Origin of the sequence: Dokdonia sp. Asnod1-B02 (assembly GCF_045063955.1) — a bacterium.
GTDB lineage: Bacteria > Bacteroidota > Bacteroidia > Flavobacteriales > Flavobacteriaceae > Dokdonia.
Genome location: NZ_JBEFNW010000002.1, coordinates 1,863,601 through 1,881,689, shown reverse-complemented (window position 1 = coordinate 1,881,689; position 18,089 = coordinate 1,863,601). Strand labels below are relative to the sequence as shown.

Below are 18,089 nucleotides of genomic sequence, written 5' to 3'. Positions count from 1 at the left end.
GGTGTAAATTAGTACTTCAAAACATCCATTATGACAGTACGACCATTCCATCTTGCTATTCCCGTAGATGACGTAGAGAAAGCAAGAGTTTTTTATAGAGATATTTTAAATCTACCTGAAGGCCGCAGTAGCGATCATTGGGTAGATTTTAATTTTTTTGGGCACCAGCTAGTAATACATTATAAAGAAAAATCTACCGTAGATGAAGTTCACAATGAGGTAGATGGTAAAGCAGTTCCCGTCCCACATTTTGGAGTAGTTTTAGAATGGAATCAATTTCAAAAATTTGCTGAGGAAATTGCACCCCACGTAACTTTTGTAATAGCTCCTTATACACGCTTTGAAGGACTTGTAGGAGAGCAATCAACAATGTTTTTTTATGACCCTTGCGGTAATGCTTTAGAATTTAAAGCTTTTAAAGACGATTCTCAAATCTTTGCAACATAATATATGCAATCAATAAAACCTGGATTACTTAGACAAGCCTTTGTTATTTTCCTAATCATACTATTAGGATGGCTTATTTTTAAAGAAATGGCAACGTATCTTTCAGGTGTTCTGGGAGCAATCACGCTATTTGTATTAATGCGTAAATGGCAAGGATATCTTGTAAAAAAACGTAAGTGGAATCCAGGAGTAGCAGCAGGATTATTAATGACTGCGTCTTTTCTCGTAATCCTCCTCCCTATCGCTGGGCTAGTACTTATGCTTACCTCAAAAATAAGTAAGGCAGTAGAAAATAGCGGGAAAGTCATAGATATTGTTAAAACGCAATTATCTTCTCTAGAGACTAGGTTTGGGATGGATCTCGCTAGTTCGATAGATACAAGTTCCATTACAGAGTGGGTTAGTAATAATCTTCAAGGCCTCGTAGGAAGCACGTTTAATATATTTATCGCTATAGGGATCATGTACTTCATGCTTTACTATATGCTCACTAATAGGAGAACATTTAGAGAATCACTTTTAGAGTACATTCCACTTAGTGACAAAAACTTGAAATTAATAGGAAAAGACAGTGTAGATCTAGTAAAATCTAATGCCATTGGTATTCCGCTGGTTGCACTGCTGCAAGGTGTAGTCGCTCTCATCGGATTCCTGATTCTAGGTGTAGAAGATCCATTTTTTTGGTTTGCAATAGTAACCGTAGGATCTATGATTCCATTTGTAGGGACCGCTTTAGGGGTAATTCCAGTATGTATTATCTTATATGCGGCTGGTGATGTTTGGCAGTCTATAGTGCTTGCCTTATACGGTATTATCGTTGTAGGATCTACAGATAATTTATTTAGGCTAGTGATACAGCAACGTCTCGCAGATGTACACCCGTTAGTAACTATTATCGGAGTTATTGTGGGTGTGCCGCTTTTTGGTTTTATAGGCTTAATCTTCGGCCCTATTGTAGTGAGTATTTTTCTACTTATTGTAAAAATTTACAAGCAAGAGTACGGTAAAGAGGTTCATGAGGAAGAAAAAGAAGTACTATAACTACCTACTAGTATTTGTTTTACGCTTTCGCGAAAGCGTAACTTAGAGATCATTCTTTGAGTTTTATTCAAAATTCCTATCTTTCACTTCCCAAAGCAAACCATCACTACATGCAAATACTAGGCATAGACATAGGCGGAACCGGAATTAAAGGAGTTCCCGTAGATCTTGAAACTCAAGAATATCTAGGAGAACGTTTTAGAATAGAAACACCACGTCCCGCAAAACCCAAGGCTATTGCTCAATGCGTACAAGAACTTGTAGAACATTTTAATTGGACTGGTCCCATAGGTGTAGGTTTTCCTACAGTAGTGGTAGATGGTAAGGCCATGGCTTACGGCAATATGCATAAAAGCTGGCAAGGTGTTCAAATAGACGAACTTTTTACCGAAAAAACAGGACTTCCATGCTCTGCCATAAATGATGCAGATGCAGCTGGCCTTGCAGAAGTAAGATATGGCGCAGGAAAGGATTTAAAAGGTCTTGTTGCTGTGATTACAGTAGGAACTGGAATTGGTTCTGGCTTGTTTTATAATGGCCAGCTCATCCCTAATTTTGAATTAGGTCGTTTACCATACAAGAAAAAGCCTATTGAACAATATGCTGCAAACTCTGTGCGCAAAGCAGAAGACTTGACTTACAAAGAATGGGCAGAGCGTTTTAATTTTTTCTTAAAAAATGTAGAGTTGATTTGTACTCCTAACCACTACATCATAGGTGGTGGCATAAGCAAACACATGGAGGAATTTGAAAAATATCTTACTACAGATATCCCTATCGTAGCTGCCAAAACCAAAAATCATGCAGGTATTATAGGAGCAGCTTGTGGGTATCTTGATAAAATGGAACGCAAGTAATATTAATTTTCATTTACTAGTAGTTATTATTTGAGTTTACACTTCTCACGTGCGAGCACGATTTCTTTTGTTTACTTTTAAAGCGTAACAACTTTAAATCGACCAACAGAATGCGTTTATTACTTACACTTACTACCCTACTATTAAGTTGCCTTAACACACTTGCTCAAACTGGCAGTGTAGATATGGATTACTACCTTCCTAAAGATGTTACTTATGATCAATCTATTCCTACACCAGAAAGCATTATAGGCTATACGCCTGGAGAATGGCACGTAAGTCATGATAAACTTTCTGAGTACATGCGTACACTCGCAGCTGCTAGTGATAGAATTACAATAGAAAACAGAGGTAAAACTTTTGAGGGTCGCCCTATTCTTTTACTTACAATAACTTCTCCTAGCAATCATAACAACCTAGAAGCGATACGCGCAGAGCACGTAAAACTTACAGAAAACGGAAGCAGTTCTTTAAATACTAGTGATATGCCTATCGTAGTATATCAAGGACTTTCTATACATGGTAATGAACCTTCTGGGGCAAATGCTGGACTTGTAGCTGCCTACTATCTTGCCGCTGCACAAGGCCCTAAAATCGATGACTTACTTAGGAACACGATCATCCTTTTTGATCCTTCCTTTAATCCAGACGGTTTACAACGATTTGCATACTGGGCAAATACTAATAAGAGTATAAACATCAATCCTGATCCACAGGATCGTGAATATAATGAGGTATGGCCTGGTGGACGTACTAACCACTACTGGTTTGACATGAACCGCGACTGGCTTCCTGTACAACTTCCAGAATCTCGTGCTCGTATCAATACCTTTCACAACTGGTATCCTAATATTCTTACAGATCACCACGAGATGGGATCTAACAGTAGTTTTTTCTTCCAGCCAGGAATACAATCACGTACACACCCGCTTACGCCTGCTTTAAACCAAGAGCTCACAAAGCAAATAGGTAATTACCACGCAGCAGCACTAGATAAAATAGGTAGCTTCTACTACACAGAAGAAAGCTTTGATGATTTTTACTATGGAAAAGGATCAACATTTCCAGATATAAATGGAGGTATTGGGATTCTTTTTGAACAAGGAAGTAGTCGTGGCCACGCTCAAGAAACAGAAAATGGATTACTAGAATTTAAATTTACTATACGTAATCAGTTTACTGCTATCTTATCCACATTAGAAGCAGCGCAAGGAATGCGTTCAAAATTACTAGACTATCAGCGCGATTTCTTTAATAACGCTCGAGGCGAAAAAGCGAATGGTGCATACGTTTTCGGGAGTGAAAAAGATGCAAGTAGCTCTTATCACCTTGCTGAAATACTAAAGCGTCATAAAATTAAAGTGCATGAAGTAGCCAAAGACTTTACCGAAGGTAATAGCAACTTCAAAAAAGGAATGAGCTATATGGTTCCAAAAAACCAAAGACAAAGCCGCCTGATAAAGGCAATGTTTGAAAAACGTACTACGTTTCAAGACAGTTTGTTTTATGATATTAGTGCATGGTCTTTCCCACTAGCATTTGGTGTAGACTTCTCAGAAAATGCATCGTTAAATAATGCAGGTAATGAGATTCAAGAACTATCTATGAAACCAACGCCTGCCGTAGCTTCAAGTACCTATGCGTACTTGATGGAATGGCATGACTACTATACTCCAAAGGCACTTAACAGTATCATAAATAAAGGAATAAGAGCAAAAGTAGGTATGGAGCAATTCACCCTAGAAGGTGCTACTTATGATTATGGAACTATTATGATTCCTGTGCAAAATCAATCATTGAATCCGCAAGAGTTAAATGCCTTTATAAATAAGGTAGCTCAAGATGCACATGTAACTATCAAATCTGTGAGCACCGGACTTACACAAGGAATAGATCTCGGTAGTAATCAGTTTAGAGCGCTTAAGCCTGCAAAAGTTGCCATTATTGTAGGAGAAGGCATTAACCCGTACGATGCAGGAGAAATCTGGCATCTATTTGATACACGTTATAATATGCGTATCACAAAACTCGACACTAAAAACTTAGGACGCACAGACCTCTCAAAATATACAGATATCATTTTACCTAACCTTTGGGGAAGCGCTATAGATAAAGGCACGACAGAAGATATTAAACAATGGGTACGTGATGGTGGTACACTTATAGGATATAAAAATGTAGCCAACTGGTTCAAGGGTAACAAAATGCTGAATATTTCTTTTGAGGAAACTAAAAATCCTGCTAAGAATGTGAGCTTTGAGCAGCGCAGAGATTTTAGCGGTGCGCAAGTAATAGGAGGAGCAATCTTTGAAGCAAAGCAAGATAGATCTCACCCTATTAACTTTGGATATACAGGAGATAAGGTTTCCTTATTTAGAAATACCACGATTTTTGTAAAAGCAGACTCTACTAGTTATAAGAATCCTATCCAGTATACTAAGACTCCTTTACAAGCTGGTTATATTTCCAAAATTAACCTAAAAGCAATTCCAGAAACTAGACCTTTTGTACATCAAAGTTCTGGACGTGGAGAGGTGATTTTATTTACAGATAACACAAACTTTAGAGCATTCTGGTATGGTACCAATAAATTATTAATGAACGCTATCTTCTTTGGTAGCGAGATGTAATCGTAATATTTAATTTATTTTTAAAACATATCTGTCAAAATGAAAATAGATCTTTCTAATAAAACCTCGAACCAACTTCGCTCTAATCTTAACTTGATTACAGTGATTATTGTTGCCTTGCTTATCGTGATATCATTTCTCATTGGTATCTCGATTTACGGGATTACTACAAGGGAGGATTCAAATTCTTTTATAGCTACACTGGTAGTTGGTATTTCTTGCTTGGGTACAGTTCCATTACAGTTTATTATGAGAAAAGCTATCAAAAAAGAATTGAAATCAAGAGGAGAGATTGTATAAACGTTACGCTTTCGCGAAAGCGTACTCAACTCAATTATTTTTATAACTTTACACATAGTATGATATTAATCACAACATATACATTCATCTCGTGTGCAACGCTGCGCCAGACTTGATATGTTGTCACTATATGATTATAAAGAGTAACAATACAAAAGAGTCCGGCCACCACGCTGGACTCTTTACTTTTATGGTCTAGCGTAGGACTTTACCATCTAATCTATCGTTTATGAAAACACTACTACGCAACTATACAAATACTTTTAAAGGACTATCTAGAGAAATCTGGTGGCTATCGCTCATCACATTGATAAACAGAGCGGGCGCGATGGTGATTCCCTTTCTCTCTATTTATTTAAATAAAGATCTCCATTTTAGTCTACCAGATGTTGCATGGATTATGACGTCTTATGGTCTTGGTTCTTTTGCGGGAGCATGGCTAGGCGGTAAATTGTGTGACGTAATTGGTTATTATAAAGTCATCCTTTTAAGTTTAATTTTTACTGGAATAAACTTTTTATGGGTGATGCACGTAGAGACTTTCTGGGTAATGTGTTTCTCATTTTTTATCCTCATGGCACTAGCAGATATGGGGCGTCCTGCGTTCTTTGTAGCGCTTAGTGCCTACTCAAAACCAGAAAATAAAACACGCTCGCTTACCCTCATACGACTTGCTATTAATCTAGGTTTTTCTGTAGGGCCCGCTGTGGGAGGAATTCTTATTGCCACTGCAGGATATGATGCGCTATTCTATGTAGACGGCTTGACGTGTCTCTTTGCTGCAATCCTGATGACTCAAGTATTAAATCCTAAAAAAACAAAGGAACTTGATAAAGAAGTCATGATTGAAAATCCTAAAAAACCTTTACTTGATACGCCTTATGTGCTGTTTCTCGTTGCGCTTGCGTTATTTGGGATTGTCTTTGTACAATACTTTTCGACAGTGCCATTATATTATAAAGATGAATATAAACTTGGTGAGGATGCCATAGGACTCATTCTTGCTCTTAATGGTATTTTGATTGTAGTGTTTGAAATGCCACTCATCGCCTGGATGGAAAAGAAAAATCTCTCTAACGTACAAAGCACCATCTTGGGATTACTCATGACAGGTGCTAGTTTTGTGTTATTACTATGGGAAACATGGGTAGGCATCATAGTCATTGGGATGATTATCGCAACCTTTGGGGAGATGATTTCGTTTCCCTTTAGTAATAAATTTGCTTTAGATCGCTCCAAGTTGGGAAGACAAGGTGCATACATGGGCGTTTACAGCATGTCGTTTTCGGTAGCGCATATTTTTGGGCACAATAGTGGTATGCAAATCACAGAAGCATTTGGTTTTCAAACGACGTGGATATTTTTGATAGGGCTCACGCTTATCGCTTGGCTATTGTTATATATTGTTAAGCGCATGCTTGCAAATGAAACACCGCCAGAACCTGTATCTTTAACTTCAAAATAAGATTTATGAGAATTATTATTATCATTTTAAGTGCCCTTTTGGTACAAGCATGCAATACTAATAAGGACAATCAAAAGTCATTACAAGAGCATATTACAAATGAAAATAACGCTTTCGCGAAAGCGCAACCTGTATTAGATACATCTAGGTACAACGTAGCTTTCTTAATTATGGATGGCACTTTTAATACGGAACTCACTGCGCCTTTTGATATTTTTCAACACACAATTTATAGAGATAGCATTAAGGCGATGAATGTGTTTACCGTTGCAAATACACTGGATCCTATTAGAACATTTGAAGGTATGTACCTCCTACCCGATTTTGATTATACACAAGAGAATATGCCTAAGATTGATATTCTAGTAATCCCGAGCGCAGAGCATCACCTAGATACAGATCTAGATGATGAGGCGATGATTTCTTTTGTTCAGAAAGTAGATAAAGAAGCTCTTTTTATGACTTCTCATTGTGATGGTGCTTTTGTGCTTGCACAGGCAGGACTTCTCAATGATAAAGTTTCTACTACTTTCCCGAGTGATATAGATAAAATGAGAGCTAAGTTTCCAGACCTTGATATTAGAAAAGAAACCTTATTTGTGCATGACGGAAAATACATCACCTCTGCTGGTGGTGCCAAAAGTTTTGAGGCCGCACTCTACCTTACAGAACACTTGTATGGTGCAGAAATAGCACGTTCACTAGCGGGTGGATTAGTGATAGACTGGAATCTAGATACCGTCCCACACACGATTATTGACTAAAAAAAGAGCTATGAAAGAACAAAATATTAATACTATTATTTTTGATCTAGGCGGTGTACTTATAGACTGGAGTCCAGAATACGTTTATCTCAAAGAATTTAGAGGAGATCGAGCAAAGATGGATTGGTTTCTCAATCACGTTTGCGCATGGGACTGGAATGTTAACCAAGACGCTGGTTATTCTCTAGAAAAAGCTACACAAGAACGCATAGCAATGTTTCCAGAATATGAAAGGCTCATAAAAATGTATTACGGCCGATGGGAAGAAATGCTCGGTTTTGCTCATGAAGGCACGCTACAGATTCTTAAAGAACTTATAGATAATCCCGACTATAGAGTGCTTGCACTTACTAACTGGAGTGGTGAGACATTCCCTATTGCGCTTAAAAAGTTTCCTTGGTTGCAATGGTTTGAAGGAATTCTAGTCTCTGGAGATGAGGGAACTCGTAAACCCTTTAGAGATATCTATGATCTTATGCTGGATCGTTATAAGATTGAACCGTCTCAAGCTATATTTATAGATGATAGTCTAAAAAATATCCAAGGTTGTGAAGTGGGTGGAATAACAGGTATTCATTTTACAGATGCACAAACACTTGCGGTCCAACTTAGATCAAAAGGAGTGCACGTAACACTACAAAAAAAATAACTATTACATATGATTAAAATATATCACAATCCTCGCTGTTCAAAGAGCAGGCAAGGTCTAGCTTTGCTAGAAGAGTCCGGAAAAGAATTTGAAGTAATAAAATATCTTGATAGTCCTCTTTCTGAAACAGCGCTTACGTCTCTTATTGATATGCTTGATATAGCTCCTATGGAACTCGTAAGAAAAGGCGAAACTATCTGGAAGGAAAACTATAAAGGAAAAGAACTTAGCGATACGGATGTTGTAGCCGCTATGTCTCAATATCCTAAATTAATAGAGCGTCCCATTGTAGTTCTCGGAAAAAAGGCCGTTATTGGACGACCTCTAGAAAATATAGAAAAGCTCTTGAGCTTATAATTTTAAAAATAAATATTATGAAAATAATTATCGCATTAGTACTCTTTGCCTTTGTTGGAATGTCAAATGTTCAAGCACAAAGCCCTAACATAAGTACTACAAATACAGAAAAAGTAAGTGAGATTGACATGCTTACACAGAAACTCAATCTTAGCTCAGAACAAGTAGCAAATATTTCAAAAACTATAAAAGCATTTAAATCTACAGAAGATAGACTTAGAGCTGGAGGTCTTAGCGCTGCAGATAAAAAAGAAGAGCTTGCTAAACTTGCTAAGCGTAAAGACGGTAACATGCAAACGTTTTTAACTAAAGAGCAATATGCTATATACAGTAGTCTCAAAAAATAGTAATTAAAAACTACGTTATAATAACATCCAGATGTTCAGGCATCTGGATGTTCTGTTTTACAACAGCTTGTTGTCATCATATCTGGAAAGTCAGGATATACATCATTGTTACGTATAATTATGTTACCTTGACTCACTCATAAAACTAAACGACTCTGTGAGTCCCAATCCCTTTAAAATTATAGGCGTAGGCGCCACCTTCTCTCCTAACCTCAAAGCAAACTTGTACGAGGCTGCTAGACTATGTATTCATTTTAATGCAACGTTAGTAGTGATTCACGTAGGTGATTATACAGATGAGAAATATCAATCTTTTGAGAAGTTACTCACTAGTTTTCATCAAGAAGGCCTTAAATCTGAAATAGTATTTAAGCCTGGAGATCCTGTTAAAGTGATGATAGAAGCTGCCAGTACTTTAAAGATTGATTTACTCATTGTTGGTGCGCTTCAAAGAGAAAATTTTGTCAATTACTACTTAGGGTCTATTGCCAGAAAAATAACGCGAGGTGCCTCTTGCTCTGTGCTCTTACTTATCAATCCCTCTGTAACACGTATTCCCTGTAAACATGTAGTTGTAAATGGCCTTGAAGACCCCAAAACAGAACAAACCATAACCACTGCCTTTTACGTTGCTCACGGTCTAAGTGCAGATAAAATGACCATCGTAGAAGAAATTACGGAGAACGAAATTCACGTAAATGTAGATGATGATACCTCACTACGCCGAGCAAATATTGCTAAGGAAAAACTGCGTAGACGAGAGGAAAGCAGAGTACAGCAAATTATAAATAAAGTACCTCAAAAAATACAGCAACGTGTAGATGCAAGGTCTCAAGCCATTTTTGGTAAACGAGGATACTCCATCGGTCATTATGCGGAGGTCGTAAGAGCAGATTTATTAATCATGAACGCCCCATCAAAAACATCATTTTGGGATCGTTTATTTCCACATGATATTGAGCATATTCTCACAGAACTCCCTACAGATGTTTTAATTGTACGATGAGTCCAAAAGAGAATTCTATAAATAATTTTTTTAAAACGCTTCCGCGAAATATTTTTTCGGGATTTGTGGTAAGTCTTATTGCACTACCATTAGGTTTAGGACTTGCAATGGCTAGTGAGGCTCCACCTATCTCAGGAATTATTACTGCTGTTGTAGGAGGAATATTAGTATCCATACTTGGCGGAAGTAATGTAACTATCACAGGACCTGGGAATGGTCTTGTGGGAGTAGTACTCATAGCAATTACAGCCCTAGGATTAGAAAGCACCTATGCTGCTATTATTTGTTCTGGCGGACTACTTATGTTATTGGGTTTTCTGCGTATGGGAAAACTAGCAGATTTCTTTCCATCTTCTGCCATACAAGGGATGCTAGCCGCCATCGGTCTTATTATTCTAGGAAAGCAGTTCCATATCATGCTCGGGAATAAAATTACTCGCGACGGGAGCATTGACTATCTACTTGAGATCCCAAATTCAATTATTGGCGTTTTCAGTTATACAGATACAGGACTCATATTTGCCGCTATCTTTGGCTTAGGCAGTCTTGCAATCATGATTTTTTATGGAAAAATCAGAAATAAATATTTACAACTCGTTCCTGCACCTATGTGGATTGTGTTGCTTTCTATAGGTTTTAGTTATTATTATGAGCTTGTACTTGGTTTACCTAACCCTATTGCTCAAGAATATATGATAAGTGGTATCCCAGCACTAGGAGATATCGTAGAGGATTTACCAATACCTAATTTTGGGTCTGTTGGGACATTTACCTTCTGGACAAGTGTCTTGTCACTTACCCTCATCGCAAGTATAGAATCGTTGCTTAGTATAAAAGCAGTAGATAAGCTAGATCCCCTCAAACGTAGATCAAATATTAATCGTGACCTCAAGGCCTTAGGTCTTGCGACTGTAGGCTCTGGGTTTCTAGGAGGTCTTAACGTAGTTACTGTAATTGCTAGAAGTTCTGTAAATGTAAATAATGGAGGTACTAATAGAAGTGCCAACTTTAGCCACGCTACATTCTTAGTCATTTTTATCGCATTATTTAGTACTCAACTTACGCGTATTCCCTTGCCGGCTTTAATGGCTATTCTTGTGTATACAGGATATAAGCTTGCATCACCTGTAGTTGTGAGAAAGATGTTTACTATTGGTAAAGAACAAGTACTTATTTTCTTTGTTACGCTATTGACTACTTTGTTTGTAGATCTTATCTCTGGTATTCTAGCAGGTATTGTCATCACATTTGTCATTCATATTCTTTTAAATAAAAGCACAGGGCTATTTCTTAGAAACATGTTTAAGCCTAACGTGTTGATGTTCCAAGAAACGGGAGACAAAGGAGGGAGTAACTATTATGTGAGTGTAAAACACTTTTGTACCTTTTTAAACTTTTACAAACTCAAACAAAGGCTCGAAGCTATTCCTGAGAGTCAAGACGTGGTGGTAGATTTTTCAAAATGTAGCTTTGTAGATCACACAGTCATGGAGAATCTTCACGACTTTCAAGAAGTATTCAGTAAAAAAGGCGGGCACTTTGAGGTTGTAGGCCTCGATATGCATGATACAGACTCTGCACATCCTTTTGCACTACGCAAGATGATAACAGTTCCTAAGATGTTTACAAAGAGTAAAACCAAACGCCAAGTATCACTTGAAGAACTTGCTCAAAGCTATAATCTAGAATATCATCCAGAAAAAAATGAAGATGTTCATGAGCTTACAGATTTCCTTTATTTCCAGACAAAACATATAAATCACTCATATAACGAGTTTAAGGATGATGATAATGTGCTGCATCTCTTCGATATTATTTACTCAGAAGGAGAATTTATAGCACAGGGAACCGTACGCTCAACTATGATCACCATAGACTTGCCTACTCCTATTCCATCGTTTACAATAGATAAAGAAGGATTTTTAGAAAAGTTTTATGCGATAACAGGTTGGAATGACATCAACATTGATGGTCACACAGACTTTTCTAATCGATTCTTTTTATTAGGAGAAAACGAGTATGCCATTAAGAGTTTCTTTTCTAATGAGCTTATTCATTTCTTAGAGAGCAATCCTTATTACCACATAGAATCAAACGGAGATCAGCTACTTATTTTTAACAAAGAGCGACCTGCTACTATAAAAGAAATTAAAGCATTGCTGGACTATGCTAGAAGATTACAGCAAGTTATCCATAACATTACCGGAGAACTTGTAGCGGTTATTTAAAACAACAAAGCCATCCTTACGGGATGGCTTTGTTGTTTTATAAAGCATAATACTTATGCATCTTTATGCATAAAAGATTGTTTTGCTAGTAATACCTCTTCTGTTTCTACATGCTCATCATCCGGTACACAGCAATCTACTGGACATACTGCAGCACATTGTGGCTCGTCATGAAAACCTTTACACTCGGTACACTTATCTGGAATGATATAGTAAATCTCATCACTCACAGGTTGTTGTGCTTCATTTGCATCTACTTCTTTTCCGTTAGGTAAGACAACATTTCCTTCTAAGTCTGTTCCATCTGCATAGCGCCAGTCATCTGCGCCTTCGTAAATGGCAGTGTTAGGACACTCAGGCTCGCAAGCTCCACAGTTTATACATTCGTCTGTTATGATAATTGCCATAGTTTTCTTTTTGGGTAACTTTGCACAAAAATAACGCCTAGACACCGATTTGCCAAAACCTATGACACTTCAACTACGAATTAACGCTTTTATTGAGCTAGGAAAATTTTTAAGTCAGTTTACACGTGACTCAATTGCCCAAAAAGAAGAAGTATTACACAATGATCTCTTCTTTGACGGAATGCAGCATCAGTTTAAACTAGCCAGCGAAAACAACGGCTGGTTCACTAAAGAAAATATACTCTTCGCTTTAGAAGGCTGGGCACAGTCACTTACTCAAGAAAAACTTACTGAGTGGCTTGCTGGGTATGATACCGCTTTCGCGAAAGCGCAACCACAACAAACCGTTGCCGTAATCATGGCAGGTAATATCCCATTAGTAGGCTTTCATGACTTTATGTGCGTATTAATTGCTGGGCATAAATTTGTAGGAAAACAATCGTCTAATGATAAGCACCTCCTACCCTTTCTTGCAAAATATCTAGAATATGCAGAACCTGCTTTTAAGGAAACCATAAGCTTCACCGAAGATAAATTACCAGCCTACGATGCAGTGATTGCAACGGGAAGCGATAACACGGCTAGGTATTTTGAATATTACTTTGGTAAAAAGCCTAACATCATCCGTAAAAACAGAAATTCTGTTGCAGTACTTACAGGTAATGAAACAGAAGATGAGCTTATTGCGCTAGGTGAAGATATATTTAGATACTACGGTTTAGGATGCCGTAATGTATCAAAATTGTATGTGCCAGAAGATTACAATTTTGATGCCTTTTTCAAAGCTATTTATCACTGGAGCGATATTATGAATGGTGCAAAGTATGCCAATAATTATGACTACAATAAAGCGGTATATTTAATGAGCCTCTTTGAGCTCTTAGAGAATGGTTTCTTAATGCTCAAGGAAGATGAAAGCTACGGCTCACCTATCGCCACTTTATTTTATGAAAAATATGAGTCAATGGACAGCCTAGTTGAAAAGCTTGAAGCAGATAAAGATCGTATTCAATGCGTTGTGGGGAATACAGCACTAGAAAGCCAAGTTAAGGAGCTCACTCCAATAGGAAAAACTCAAAAACCTGAGCTTTATGATTATGCAGATGGGGTTGATACTATTACATTTTTGACATCATTATAGCCAATATTTTATCGATTTATCTATTGCTTTTTATAACGTTTTGGGCATCTTTGTAAAGCACAAAACGCATAAAATAGCACACCATGAAGAAGCACAACTTTAGCGCAGGACCTTGTATCTTACCTCAAGATGTTTTTAAAGAAGCATCACAGGCTATATTAGACTTTAATGATTCCGGACTTTCTATTCTTGAGATTTCTCATAGAAGTAAAGACTTTGTAGATGTAATGGATGAGGCTAGAAATCTAGCATTAGAATTACTGGGCTTAGAAGGTAAAGGTTATAAAGCACTTTTTTTACAAGGTGGAGCGAGTATGCAATTTTTAATGGTAGCATACAACTTACTAGAAACAAAGGCTGGTTATATAAACACTGGAACTTGGAGTGATAAAGCTATCAAAGAAGCAAAACTTTTTGGAGAAGTTGCTGAGGTTGCATCTAGTAAGGAGGCAAATTTCAATTACATACCTAAAGGATTTATACTTCCAGAAAACTTAGATTATCTGCACCTCACAAGTAACAACACTATTTTTGGGACACAAATTAAGCACTTCCCAGAGGTTGATTGTCCTCTTATATGTGATATGAGTAGTGACATCTTCTCTAGAGAGATTGATTTTAATCAATTTGACTTAATCTATGCAGGTGCTCAGAAAAATATGGGACCAGCAGGAACTACACTTATTGTAGTAAGAGAAGATATTCTTGGTAAAGTGACTCGTAAGATTCCATCTATGCTGGATTATCAAACGCACATAAGTAAAGGAAGTATGTTTAATACACCTCCTGTATATGCAGTATATATCTCAATGCTTACTATGCGCTGGTTAAAAGAACAAGGTGGCGTAAAAGCGATTGAAGAGATCAATAATAAAAAAGCAACACTACTTTATAGTGAGATAGAACTTAATCCACTATTTAAAGGATTTGCTGCCAAAGAAGATCGTTCTACCATGAACGCTACATTCTCACTTACAGATGGTGATCTTAAAGATGCCTTTGATGCCATGTGGAAAGAAGCAGGCATTAATGGTTTAAATGGTCACAGAAGTGTAGGCGGTTATAGAGCTTCTATGTATAATGCCCTATCTATGGATAGCGTAGGTGTACTAGTAGACGTAATGAGCGAACTAGAAAGAAAAGCTTAAATCCACAAGGATAAAACAACAATATTAAACCGCATATAATAGCATTTACTATGAAAGTATTAGCAAACGACGGAATATCACAAACGGGAGTAGACGCTCTTACAGCTGGAGGATTTGAAGTAATTACAACAAATGTTGCTCAGGACCAACTGGAAAACTACATCAATGAAAAACAGATTGATGTTATTTTAGTAAGAAGTGCTACCACAGTGCGTAAGGAACTTATTGACGCTTGCCCATCTATAAAAATTATAGGACGTGGTGGCGTAGGAATGGATAATATTGATGTGCAATATGCCAGAGATAAAGGACTTCATGTAATTAATACACCAGCAGCATCGTCTGCATCTGTAGCAGAGCTCGTATTTGCTCACTTGTTTAACGGAGTTCGTTTCTTATTTGATTCTAACCGTAACATGCCACTTGAAGGTGACACAAAATTTAAAGGATTAAAGAAAGCTTACGCGAAAGGAACCGAGCTACGTGGTAAAACACTAGGTGTAATTGGTTTTGGTCGTATAGGTCAAGAGACTGCAAAAATTGCTTTGGGAGTAGGAATGAAAGTTATCTTTCATGATCCGTTTACAGAAAAAGCGACAGTTACTGTTCCTTTCTTTGACGGACAGTCAGTAGCATTTGATCTTACTTCTGTATCAAAAGAGGAAGTTTTAAAATCTGCAGATTTTATAACACTTCACGTTCCTGCACAAAAAGACTATGTAATAGGTAAAGCAGAGTTCGATCTTATGAAAGATGGCGCTGCACTAGTAAACGCTGCAAGAGGTGGTGTTATAGATGAAGTAGCTCTAGTAGCTGCTTTAGATAGTAACAAACTTTCATTTGCAGGTCTAGACGTTTTTGAAAACGAACCTACTCCAGCGGTACAAGTACTTATGAATCCTAAGGTGAGTTTAACTCCACACATTGGAGCAGCAACTGGTGGAGCCCAAGATCGTATTGGTACAGAACTAGCAGAGCAGATCATAAAAATCCTTAAATAACAATAACATTTACAAATGCAGTAAGCTTAAACATTCGATGTTAGAATTACTGTTAATCGATTTAAAATTAATTTTAATCGACAAGATTCTAAAAAAACCATCCAAAAGGATGGTTTTTTTATGTCAGCAATTTTAGAACTTATAATATTTTGTACCTTGAATCTTGTAAACATTAAAAAACAACAACGATGGCAGGATTATTAGATTTATTAAATAGTGATATAGGAAAATCTCTTATTAGTGGAGCAAGTGCAAAATCAGGACAATCTGAAGGTGCAACTGCGCAGGTTTTAAGTATGGCACTTCCAGTACTTATGGGAGCCATGAAGAAAAACGTACAGACACCAGAGGGAGCAGCTGGATTAATGGGCGCTTTATCTGGAAAGCATAGTGGTGGTATTTTAGACCAACTTGGAGACCTTATGGGTAACGGAGGACCTAGTGACGACGTAGTAAATGATGGTGCTGGAATTTTAGGACACCTTTTAGGAAACAAACAACCTGCTGTTGAAAATGCATTAAGTAGCAAGTCTGGTGTAGACGCTGGATCTGTAGCTCAAATATTAAAAGTTGCTGCACCTATCCTTATGGGAGTATTAGGAAAGCAAACTAAAGAAAATAATGTAAGTGATGGTACTGGTATGAGTGCACTACTAGGAAGCATGCTAGGTGGTCAACCTCAAGAAAACCAAAGCCTAATCACTACCCTACTAGACGCAGATGGAGATGGAAGCATCTTAGATGACGTAGCAGGAATGGTACTAGGAAGCAATAAAAAAGAAGGTGGTATCGGAGGTCTTCTGGGAGGACTTTTTGGAAAATAATCTATAAATCATCTATTCATATATAAAGAGTGCCTTTTCAGGCACTCTTTTTTTGTTCCCTCATTGAGAGGTCTCATTTACTCATTGTAGCTTTAAATAGAGGTTACTGCTTAGTAAGTTTACACGGTATAACAATTAGTACTATCGTTAATACTACGATAAAACAAACCTGTATCACAGGTAAAATCTTTAACTTTAAGATTATGAAAAAGATAATTTACTTAGCAATTCTTACCGCTACCATAATAGGTTGTGCAACTACAAGTGGTACAAAAGACATAGGCAATACTGCAGATAATGCATCAGACACGATACGTATTGCAAATGACAGTCTAGAATATGAAATTATTATTATAGAACCGGGGTTTAATACATGGCTAGTTACACAAAGACCTAGAGGGTTTTATGGGCAGTTTTTCTTAGAAAATAAAAATAGGTTTTATGTCACTGAATATAACAACAGAGTAAATAATATATCACAATACGACCCTAATCTATATATCCAGCGCATAGATTACAATTCAAATACCAATTATGGGTATGAAGTTAATTACCTATTATATAATTGGTTTGAATTTTTTCAAGAACGCAACAATCAGAAACTACGATAATCGTATTTTTGCAGCGTTATGAAAGACTTTAAAAAACGCTGGGAAATCACTCAAAACTGGCAATTTATACATATTATTCTTGGATTGATAGCTGCTCTTTTTTCGGCATATTTAATTGCTCGAGCTATTTATGTGCCTGCATATGATACTTCTGTACCCGTAGCAACTATTTTACTTAGTTTGCCTATAGCTTTCTTAATTATATGGATCACGCTTTGGCTATTTAAAAAGCTCTATTCAAGATGGGGAGTTACTTATCGCTGGGAGCTCGTAGCAATATTTCTTGCATTTGCAGTAACCGGTTCAACAGCTGGAAGACTTTCTAATCCTTTAATGGATCTTATAGGCTTAGGTAAGGATGTTACAACTGGTTGGATTTACTGGCCTGTTAGAATCTTGTTAATTTTTCCCATTTATCAAGTGCTTTTAGTGATATTTGGTTGGCTATTTGGTCAGTATGCGTTCTTTAAAGCGTTTGCTACAAAAATGGTTTCCAGATTGGGACTAGGATTTTTATTTTCAAAAGAAGCTTGAAAAAAGATAAAACTCATATAATTATAAGACTTACAGCATTGTTTACAATGCTTGTATTCTTGTTACCTAGTGTAGTATCTTTTTCTCACAGCACAGCAGACCATGAACATTATGATACTTGTAAATTTACAGGAGAAGTACACGTTCATGAATCAAAACTAGATTGTGATCTTGGTGATTTACATGTCGTTAAAGCAGGAGTTTACGCTTTCGCGAAAGCGTACCAATCACCCATCATACATATTTCAAAAGAAGTAGATGTTCTATTACAGACATCGTACACAACCACCATCTTAAGTTCCTCAGACCGTGGTCCCCCGTTTTGTTAAGCA

The 18,089-nt window shown here is 37.2% G+C and carries 20 protein-coding genes; 19 read left to right on the top strand and 1 reads right to left on the bottom strand.

Annotated elements, in window-relative coordinates; translation table 11 throughout:
* Positions 1 to 30 precede the first annotated feature (30 nt).
* The 12 genes from ACJJVU_RS08590 (at position 31) to ACJJVU_RS08535 (ending at position 12,091) form a co-directional block, all read left to right on the top strand.
* Positions 31 to 447, top strand: a complete 417-nt coding sequence (locus tag ACJJVU_RS08590) for a VOC family protein (RefSeq protein WP_339849023.1) — start codon at positions 31 to 33, stop codon at positions 445 to 447.
* Between the two features lie 3 nt (positions 448 to 450).
* Positions 451 to 1,488 carry an AI-2E family transporter gene (locus ACJJVU_RS08585; protein WP_405224236.1) on the top strand — a complete coding sequence of 346 codons (1,038 nt, stop codon included), beginning with the start codon at positions 451 to 453 and terminating at the stop codon, positions 1,486 to 1,488.
* Positions 1,489 to 1,598: 110 nt separating this feature from the next.
* Positions 1,599 to 2,345 carry a polyphosphate--glucose phosphotransferase gene (gene ppgK / locus ACJJVU_RS08580; RefSeq protein WP_405224233.1) on the top strand — a complete coding sequence of 249 codons (747 nt, stop codon included), beginning with the start codon at positions 1,599 to 1,601 and terminating at the stop codon, positions 2,343 to 2,345.
* A gap of 110 nt (positions 2,346 to 2,455) precedes the next feature.
* Positions 2,456 to 4,975: a M14 family zinc carboxypeptidase gene (locus ACJJVU_RS08575; protein ID WP_405224230.1), complete on the top strand. Its 2,520-nt coding sequence runs from the start codon at positions 2,456 to 2,458 to the stop codon at positions 4,973 to 4,975.
* 39 nt (positions 4,976 to 5,014) lie between these two features.
* Positions 5,015 to 5,275: a hypothetical protein gene (locus tag ACJJVU_RS08570; protein WP_405224227.1), complete on the top strand. Its 261-nt coding sequence runs from the start codon at positions 5,015 to 5,017 to the stop codon at positions 5,273 to 5,275.
* Positions 5,276 to 5,504: 229 nt separating this feature from the next.
* A complete protein-coding gene (locus ACJJVU_RS08565; protein WP_339849010.1) occupies positions 5,505 to 6,740 on the top strand; it encodes an MFS transporter in 1,236 nt (411 codons plus the stop codon).
* A gap of 5 nt (positions 6,741 to 6,745) precedes the next feature.
* Positions 6,746 to 7,504 carry a DJ-1/PfpI family protein gene (locus ACJJVU_RS08560; protein ID WP_405224225.1) on the top strand — a complete coding sequence of 253 codons (759 nt, stop codon included), beginning with the start codon at positions 6,746 to 6,748 and terminating at the stop codon, positions 7,502 to 7,504.
* A 10-nt stretch (positions 7,505 to 7,514) separates the two neighbouring features.
* Positions 7,515 to 8,153, top strand: a complete 639-nt coding sequence (locus tag ACJJVU_RS08555; protein ID WP_405224222.1) for an HAD family hydrolase — start codon at positions 7,515 to 7,517, stop codon at positions 8,151 to 8,153.
* Between the two features lie 9 nt (positions 8,154 to 8,162).
* Entirely contained in the window at positions 8,163 to 8,510 is a 348-nt protein-coding gene (arsC, locus tag ACJJVU_RS08550) for an arsenate reductase (glutaredoxin) (RefSeq protein ID WP_405224219.1), read from the top strand.
* Between the two features lie 17 nt (positions 8,511 to 8,527).
* Complete coding sequence (locus ACJJVU_RS08545; RefSeq protein WP_405224216.1) at positions 8,528 to 8,857, top strand: hypothetical protein; 330 nt, start codon at positions 8,528 to 8,530, stop codon at positions 8,855 to 8,857.
* Positions 8,858 to 9,014: 157 nt separating this feature from the next.
* Positions 9,015 to 9,863: a universal stress protein gene (locus tag ACJJVU_RS08540; protein WP_405224213.1), complete on the top strand. Its 849-nt coding sequence runs from the start codon at positions 9,015 to 9,017 to the stop codon at positions 9,861 to 9,863.
* A complete protein-coding gene (locus tag ACJJVU_RS08535) occupies positions 9,860 to 12,091 on the top strand; it encodes a SulP family inorganic anion transporter (RefSeq protein ID WP_405224210.1) in 2,232 nt (743 codons plus the stop codon). The genes ACJJVU_RS08540 and ACJJVU_RS08535 overlap by 4 nt, the downstream gene beginning before the upstream one ends.
* A gap of 53 nt (positions 12,092 to 12,144) precedes the next feature.
* Here the strand turns inward: ACJJVU_RS08535 and ACJJVU_RS08530 are convergent, their stop codons facing one another.
* Positions 12,145 to 12,498 carry a 4Fe-4S dicluster domain-containing protein gene (locus ACJJVU_RS08530; protein ID WP_013751940.1) on the bottom strand — a complete coding sequence of 118 codons (354 nt, stop codon included), beginning with the start codon at positions 12,496 to 12,498 and terminating at the stop codon, positions 12,145 to 12,147.
* Positions 12,499 to 12,559: 61 nt separating this feature from the next.
* Here ACJJVU_RS08530 and ACJJVU_RS08525 point away from each other — a divergent pair, with 61 nt between their 5' ends.
* From ACJJVU_RS08525 to ACJJVU_RS08495, 7 genes are all read left to right on the top strand, one after another.
* Positions 12,560 to 13,639 carry an acyl-CoA reductase gene (locus ACJJVU_RS08525; protein ID WP_405224207.1) on the top strand — a complete coding sequence of 360 codons (1,080 nt, stop codon included), beginning with the start codon at positions 12,560 to 12,562 and terminating at the stop codon, positions 13,637 to 13,639.
* 83 nt (positions 13,640 to 13,722) lie between these two features.
* On the top strand, positions 13,723 to 14,787 hold the full coding sequence (gene serC / locus ACJJVU_RS08520) for a 3-phosphoserine/phosphohydroxythreonine transaminase (RefSeq protein ID WP_013751938.1): 1,065 nt from the start codon (positions 13,723 to 13,725) through the stop codon (positions 14,785 to 14,787).
* A 50-nt stretch (positions 14,788 to 14,837) separates the two neighbouring features.
* Complete coding sequence (locus ACJJVU_RS08515; RefSeq protein WP_405224204.1) at positions 14,838 to 15,788, top strand: D-2-hydroxyacid dehydrogenase; 951 nt, start codon at positions 14,838 to 14,840, stop codon at positions 15,786 to 15,788.
* A 188-nt stretch (positions 15,789 to 15,976) separates the two neighbouring features.
* Positions 15,977 to 16,612, top strand: coding sequence for a DUF937 domain-containing protein (locus ACJJVU_RS08510; RefSeq protein WP_339848985.1), 636 nt, complete (start codon positions 15,977 to 15,979; stop codon positions 16,610 to 16,612).
* Positions 16,613 to 16,815: 203 nt separating this feature from the next.
* The gene (locus ACJJVU_RS08505; RefSeq protein ID WP_405224201.1) at positions 16,816 to 17,223 is read left to right on the top strand and encodes a DUF6146 family protein; all 408 of its coding nucleotides are present in this window, start codon (positions 16,816 to 16,818) and stop codon (positions 17,221 to 17,223) included.
* Between the two features lie 18 nt (positions 17,224 to 17,241).
* Positions 17,242 to 17,757 (top strand): DUF6787 family protein, encoded by a 516-nt coding sequence (locus ACJJVU_RS08500; protein ID WP_298327799.1) that lies wholly within the window; start codon positions 17,242 to 17,244, stop codon positions 17,755 to 17,757.
* Positions 17,754 to 18,086, top strand: a complete 333-nt coding sequence (locus ACJJVU_RS08495) for a hypothetical protein (RefSeq protein ID WP_405224198.1) — start codon at positions 17,754 to 17,756, stop codon at positions 18,084 to 18,086. The genes ACJJVU_RS08500 and ACJJVU_RS08495 overlap by 4 nt, the downstream gene beginning before the upstream one ends.
* Positions 18,087 to 18,089: the final 3 nt, after the last annotated feature.

What these genes read in the sequence shown, in the direction of transcription:
- ACJJVU_RS08590 (WP_339849023.1), top strand. Translation starts at nt 31, where the DNA reads ATGACAGTACGACCATTCCATCTTGCTATTCCCGTAGATGACGTAGAG.
- ACJJVU_RS08585 (WP_405224236.1), top strand. Translation starts at nt 451, where the DNA reads ATGCAATCAATAAAACCTGGATTACTTAGACAAGCCTTTGTTATTTTC.
- ppgK (WP_405224233.1), top strand. Translation starts at nt 1,599, where the DNA reads ATGCAAATACTAGGCATAGACATAGGCGGAACCGGAATTAAAGGAGTT.
- ACJJVU_RS08575 (WP_405224230.1), top strand. Translation starts at nt 2,456, where the DNA reads ATGCGTTTATTACTTACACTTACTACCCTACTATTAAGTTGCCTTAAC.
- ACJJVU_RS08570 (WP_405224227.1), top strand. Translation starts at nt 5,015, where the DNA reads ATGAAAATAGATCTTTCTAATAAAACCTCGAACCAACTTCGCTCTAAT.
- ACJJVU_RS08565 (WP_339849010.1), top strand. Translation starts at nt 5,505, where the DNA reads ATGAAAACACTACTACGCAACTATACAAATACTTTTAAAGGACTATCT.
- ACJJVU_RS08560 (WP_405224225.1), top strand. Translation starts at nt 6,746, where the DNA reads ATGAGAATTATTATTATCATTTTAAGTGCCCTTTTGGTACAAGCATGC.
- ACJJVU_RS08555 (WP_405224222.1), top strand. Translation starts at nt 7,515, where the DNA reads ATGAAAGAACAAAATATTAATACTATTATTTTTGATCTAGGCGGTGTA.
- arsC (WP_405224219.1), top strand. Translation starts at nt 8,163, where the DNA reads ATGATTAAAATATATCACAATCCTCGCTGTTCAAAGAGCAGGCAAGGT.
- ACJJVU_RS08545 (WP_405224216.1), top strand. Translation starts at nt 8,528, where the DNA reads ATGAAAATAATTATCGCATTAGTACTCTTTGCCTTTGTTGGAATGTCA.
- ACJJVU_RS08535 (WP_405224210.1), top strand. Translation starts at nt 9,860, where the DNA reads ATGAGTCCAAAAGAGAATTCTATAAATAATTTTTTTAAAACGCTTCCG.
- ACJJVU_RS08530 (WP_013751940.1), bottom strand. Translation starts at nt 12,498, where the DNA reads ATGGCAATTATCATAACAGACGAATGTATAAACTGTGGAGCTTGCGAG.
- ACJJVU_RS08525 (WP_405224207.1), top strand. Translation starts at nt 12,560, where the DNA reads ATGACACTTCAACTACGAATTAACGCTTTTATTGAGCTAGGAAAATTT.
- serC (WP_013751938.1), top strand. Translation starts at nt 13,723, where the DNA reads ATGAAGAAGCACAACTTTAGCGCAGGACCTTGTATCTTACCTCAAGAT.
- ACJJVU_RS08515 (WP_405224204.1), top strand. Translation starts at nt 14,838, where the DNA reads ATGAAAGTATTAGCAAACGACGGAATATCACAAACGGGAGTAGACGCT.
- ACJJVU_RS08510 (WP_339848985.1), top strand. Translation starts at nt 15,977, where the DNA reads ATGGCAGGATTATTAGATTTATTAAATAGTGATATAGGAAAATCTCTT.
- ACJJVU_RS08505 (WP_405224201.1), top strand. Translation starts at nt 16,816, where the DNA reads ATGAAAAAGATAATTTACTTAGCAATTCTTACCGCTACCATAATAGGT.
- ACJJVU_RS08500 (WP_298327799.1), top strand. Translation starts at nt 17,242, where the DNA reads ATGAAAGACTTTAAAAAACGCTGGGAAATCACTCAAAACTGGCAATTT.